Source organism: Paenibacillus sp. NPDC058177 (genome assembly GCF_042883835.1).
In the GTDB taxonomy this organism is placed as follows: Bacteria; Bacillota; Bacilli; order Paenibacillales; family Paenibacillaceae; genus Paenibacillus_AQ; species Paenibacillus_AQ agri.
Map to the genome: position 1 here is coordinate 1 of NZ_JBHVVB010000017.1, position 5070 is coordinate 5070.

Annotated in this window: 4 tRNA genes and 3 rRNA genes; all 7 read left to right on the plus strand. The window is 53.0% G+C overall.

Annotation, left to right across the window (positions count from 1 at the left end):
- A 16S ribosomal RNA gene (locus ACFVU8_RS29885) occupies nt 1-1333 on the plus strand; the annotation flags it as partial.
- A gap of 175 nt (nt 1334-1508) precedes the next feature.
- A 23S ribosomal RNA gene (locus ACFVU8_RS29890) occupies nt 1509-4438 on the plus strand.
- Between the two features lie 50 nt (nt 4439-4488).
- Nucleotides 4489-4604 (plus strand): 5S ribosomal RNA (rrf, locus tag ACFVU8_RS29895).
- Nucleotides 4605-4650: 46 nt separating this feature from the next.
- Nucleotides 4651-4725, plus strand: a tRNA-Asn gene (locus ACFVU8_RS29900).
- 4 nt (nt 4726-4729) lie between these two features.
- A tRNA-Ser gene (locus ACFVU8_RS29905) sits at nt 4730-4820 on the plus strand.
- An 18-nt stretch (nt 4821-4838) separates the two neighbouring features.
- Nucleotides 4839-4910: transfer RNA gene (locus tag ACFVU8_RS29910), tRNA-Glu, on the plus strand.
- A gap of 3 nt (nt 4911-4913) precedes the next feature.
- A tRNA-Val gene (locus ACFVU8_RS29915) sits at nt 4914-4989 on the plus strand.
- Nucleotides 4990-5070: the final 81 nt, after the last annotated feature.

Sequence of the window (5070 nt, forward strand, 5' to 3'; positions counted from 1 at the left end):
AATCTGTAACTGCGGGATGGGCCTGCGGCGCATTAGCTAGTTGGTGAGGTAACGGCTCACCAAGGCGACGATGCGTAGCCGACCTGAGAGGGTGATCGGCCACACTGGGACTGAGACACGGCCCAGACTCCTACGGGAGGCAGCAGTAGGGAATCTTCCGCAATGGACGAAAGTCTGACGGAGCAACGCCGCGTGAGTGATGAAGGTTTTCGGATCGTAAAGCTCTGTTGTTAGGGAAGAACAAGTGCCGTTCAAATAGGGCGGCACCTTGACGGTACCTAACCAGAAAGCCACGGCTAACTACGTGCCAGCAGCCGCGGTAATACGTAGGTGGCAAGCGTTGTCCGGAATTATTGGGCGTAAAGCGCGCGCAGGCGGTTTCTTAAGTCTGATGTGAAAGCCCCCGGCTCAACCGGGGAGGGTCATTGGAAACTGGGGAACTTGAGTGCAGAAGAGGAGAGTGGAATTCCACGTGTAGCGGTGAAATGCGTAGAGATGTGGAGGAACACCAGTGGCGAAGGCGACTCTCTGGTCTGTAACTGACGCTGAGGAGCGAAAGCGTGGGGAGCGAACAGGATTAGATACCCTGGTAGTCCACGCCGTAAACGATGAGTGCTAAGTGTTAGGGGGTTTCCGCCCCTTAGTGCTGCAGCTAACGCATTAAGCACTCCGCCTGGGGAGTACGGTCGCAAGACTGAAACTCAAAGGAATTGACGGGGGCCCGCACAAGCGGTGGAGCATGTGGTTTAATTCGAAGCAACGCGAAGAACCTTACCAGGTCTTGACATCCTCTGACAATCCTAGAGATAGGGCGTCCCCTTCGGGGGCAGAGTGACAGGTGGTGCATGGTTGTCGTCAGCTCGTGTCGTGAGATGTTGGGTTAAGTCCCGCAACGAGCGCAACCCTTGATCTTAGTTGCCAGCATTCAGTTGGGCACTCTAAGGTGACTGCCGGTGACAAACCGGAGGAAGGTGGGGATGACGTCAAATCATCATGCCCCTTATGACCTGGGCTACACACGTGCTACAATGGACAGAACAAAGGGCAGCGAAACCGCGAGGTTAAGCCAATCCCACAAATCTGTTCTCAGTTCGGATCGCAGTCTGCAACTCGACTGCGTGAAGCTGGAATCGCTAGTAATCGCGGATCAGCATGCCGCGGTGAATACGTTCCCGGGCCTTGTACACACCGCCCGTCACACCACGAGAGTTTGTAACACCCGAAGTCGGTGAGGTAACCTTTTAGGAGCCAGCCGCCGAAGGTGGGACAGATGATTGGGGTGAAGTCGTAACAAGGTAGCCGTATCGGAAGGTGCGGCTGGATCACCTCCTTTCTAAGGATTTTAACGGAATATAAGACCTTGGGTCTTATAAACAGAACGTTCCCTGTCTTGTTTAGTTTTGAAGGATCATTCGATTCTTCGAGATGTTGTTCTTTGAAAACTAGATAACAGAAGTAATTCACATTCAATTAGTAATGCAAGATATCACGTAGTGATTCTTTTTAACGGTTAAGTTAGAAAGGGCGCACGGTGGATGCCTTGGCACTAGGAGCCGATGAAGGACGGGACGAACACCGATATGCTTCGGGGAGCTGTAAGTAAGCTTTGATCCGGAGATTTCCGAATGGGGAAACCCACCACTCGTAATGGAGTGGTATCCATATCTGAATACATAGGATATGAGAAGGCAGACCCGGGGAACTGAAACATCTAAGTACCCGGAGGAAGAGAAAGCAAATGCGATTCCCTGAGTAGCGGCGAGCGAAACGGGACTAGCCCAAACCAAGAGGCTTGCCTCTTGGGGTTGTAGGACACTCTATACGGAGTTACAAAGGAACGAGGTAGATGAAGAGGTCTGGAAAGGCCCGCCATAGGAGGTAACAGCCCTGTAGTCAAAACTTCGTTCTCTCCTGAGTGGATCCTGAGTACGGCGGAACACGTGAAATTCCGTCGGAATCCGGGAGGACCATCTCCCAAGGCTAAATACTCCCTAGTGACCGATAGTGAACCAGTACCGTGAGGGAAAGGTGAAAAGCACCCCGGAAGGGGAGTGAAAGAGATCCTGAAACCGTGTGCCTACAAGTAGTCAGAGCCCGTTAACGGGTGATGGCGTGCCTTTTGTAGAATGAACCGGCGAGTTACGATCCCGTGCAAGGTTAAGCAGAAGATGCGGAGCCGCAGCGAAAGCGAGTCTGAATAGGGCGAATTGAGTACGTGGTCGTAGACCCGAAACCAGGTGATCTACCCATGTCCAGGGTGAAGTTCAGGTAACACTGAATGGAGGCCCGAACCCACGCACGTTGAAAAGTGCGGGGATGAGGTGTGGGTAGGGGTGAAATGCCAATCGAACCTGGAGATAGCTGGTTCTCTCCGAAATAGCTTTAGGGCTAGCCTCAAGGTAAGAGTCTTGGAGGTAGAGCACTGATTGGACTAGGGGCCCCTACCGGGTTACCGAATTCAGTCAAACTCCGAATGCCGATGACTTATCCTTGGGAGTCAGACTGCGAGTGATAAGATCCGTAGTCGAAAGGGAAACAGCCCAGACCGCCAGCTAAGGTCCCAAAGTATACGTTAAGTGGAAAAGGATGTGGAGTTGCTTAGACAACCAGGATGTTGGCTTAGAAGCAGCCACCATTTAAAGAGTGCGTAATAGCTCACTGGTCGAGTGACTCTGCGCCGAAAATGTACCGGGGCTAAACGTATCACCGAAGCTGCGGACTGTTCTTCGAACAGTGGTAGGAGAGCGTTCTAAGGGCTGTGAAGTCAGACCGGAAGGACTGGTGGAGCGCTTAGAAGTGAGAATGCCGGTATGAGTAGCGAAAGACGGGTGAGAATCCCGTCCACCGAATGCCTAAGGTTTCCTGAGGAAGGCTCGTCCGCTCAGGGTTAGTCGGGACCTAAGCCGAGGCCGAAAGGCGTAGGCGATGGACAACAGGTTGATATTCCTGTACCACCTCCTCACCGTTTGAGCAATGGGGGGACGCAGTAGGATAGGGTAAGCGCGCTGTTGGATATCCGCGTCCAAGCAGTTAGGCTGGGAAATAGGCAAATCCGTTTCCCGTGAAGGCTGAGCTGTGATGGCGAGCGAATTATAGTAGCGAAGTTCCTGATTCCACACTGCCAAGAAAAGCCTCTAGCGAGGTGAGAGGTGCCCGTACCGCAAACCGACACAGGTAGGCGAGGAGAGAATCCTAAGGTGATCGAGAGAACTCTCGTTAAGGAACTCGGCAAAATGACCCCGTAACTTCGGGAGAAGGGGTGCTCTGTTAGGGTGCAAGCCCGAGAGAGCCGCAGTGAATAGGCCCAGGCGACTGTTTAGCAAAAACACAGGTCTCTGCGAAGCCGTAAGGCGAAGTATAGGGGCTGACGCCTGCCCGGTGCTGGAAGGTTAAGAGGAGCGCTTAGCGTAAGCGAAGGTGCGAATTGAAGCCCCAGTAAACGGCGGCCGTAACTATAACGGTCCTAAGGTAGCGAAATTCCTTGTCGGGTAAGTTCCGACCCGCACGAAAGGCGCAACGATCTGGGCACTGTCTCAACGAGAGACTCGGTGAAATTATAGTACCTGTGAAGATGCAGGTTACCCGCGACAGGACGGAAAGACCCCGTGGAGCTTTACTGCAGCCTGATATTGAATGTTGGTACAGCTTGTACAGGATAGGTAGGAGCCTTGGAAACCGGAGCGCCAGCTTCGGTGGAGGCATCGGTGGGATACTACCCTGGCTGTATTGACCTTCTAACCCGCCGCCCTTATCGGGCGGGGAGACAGTGTCAGGTGGGCAGTTTGACTGGGGCGGTCGCCTCCTAAAAGGTAACGGAGGCGCCCAAAGGTTCCCTCAGAATGGTTGGAAATCATTCGCAGAGTGTAAAGGCACAAGGGAGCTTGACTGCGAGACCTACAAGTCGAGCAGGGACGAAAGTCGGGCTTAGTGATCCGGTGGTTCCGCATGGAAGGGCCATCGCTCAACGGATAAAAGCTACCCCGGGGATAACAGGCTTATCTCCCCCAAGAGTCCACATCGACGGGGAGGTTTGGCACCTCGATGTCGGCTCATCGCATCCTGGGGCTGTAGTCGGTCCCAAGGGTTGGGCTGTTCGCCCATTAAAGCGGTACGCGAGCTGGGTTCAGAACGTCGTGAGACAGTTCGGTCCCTATCCGTCGCGGGCGCAGGAAATTTGAGAGGAGCTGTCCTTAGTACGAGAGGACCGGGATGGACGCACCGCTGGTGTACCAGTTGTTCTGCCAAGGGCATCGCTGGGTAGCTATGTGCGGACGGGATAAGTGCTGAAAGCATCTAAGCATGAAGCCCCCCTCAAGATGAGATTTCCCATTCCGCAAGGAAGTAAGATCCCTGAAAGATGATCAGGTTGATAGGTCTGAGGTGGAAGTGTGGCGACACATGGAGCTGACAGATACTAATCGATCGAGGACTTAACCAATTTGAATGTATGCTTACTGTTATCTAGTTTTGAGAGAACACTCTCAATGGTTTGGTGGCGATAGCGAAGAGGTCACACCCGTTCCCATGCCGAACACGGAAGTTAAGCTCTTCAGCGCCGATGGTAGTCGGGGGTTTCCCCCTGTGAGAGTAGGACGCCGCCAAGCTTTTTTATTTTATCTACCATGTTTTTGTTTATGAAGCTTATAATATTCCGCAGTAGCTCAGTGGTAGAGCTATCGGCTGTTAACCGATCGGTCGTAGGTTCGAGTCCTACCTGCGGAGCCATAATGGAGAAGTACTCAAGTGGCTGAAGAGGCGCCCCTGCTAAGGGTGTAGGTCGCGTAAGCGGCGCGAGGGTTCAAATCCCTCCTTCTCCGCCAGATAAGTTCTCAACCAACGGCCCGTTGGTCAAGCGGTTAAGACACCGCCCTTTCACGGCGGTAACACGGGTTCGAATCCCGTACGGGTCATATGGAGGATTAGCTCAGCTGGGAGAGCATCTGCCTTACAAGCAGAGGGTCGGCGGTTCGATCCCGTCATCCTCCACCATTTTTTAAAAAGCAACAAGTTGTTTCTATATATTATATATAATGAAACGGTTAACACGAAAACTTGACGCATTAGCAGCAT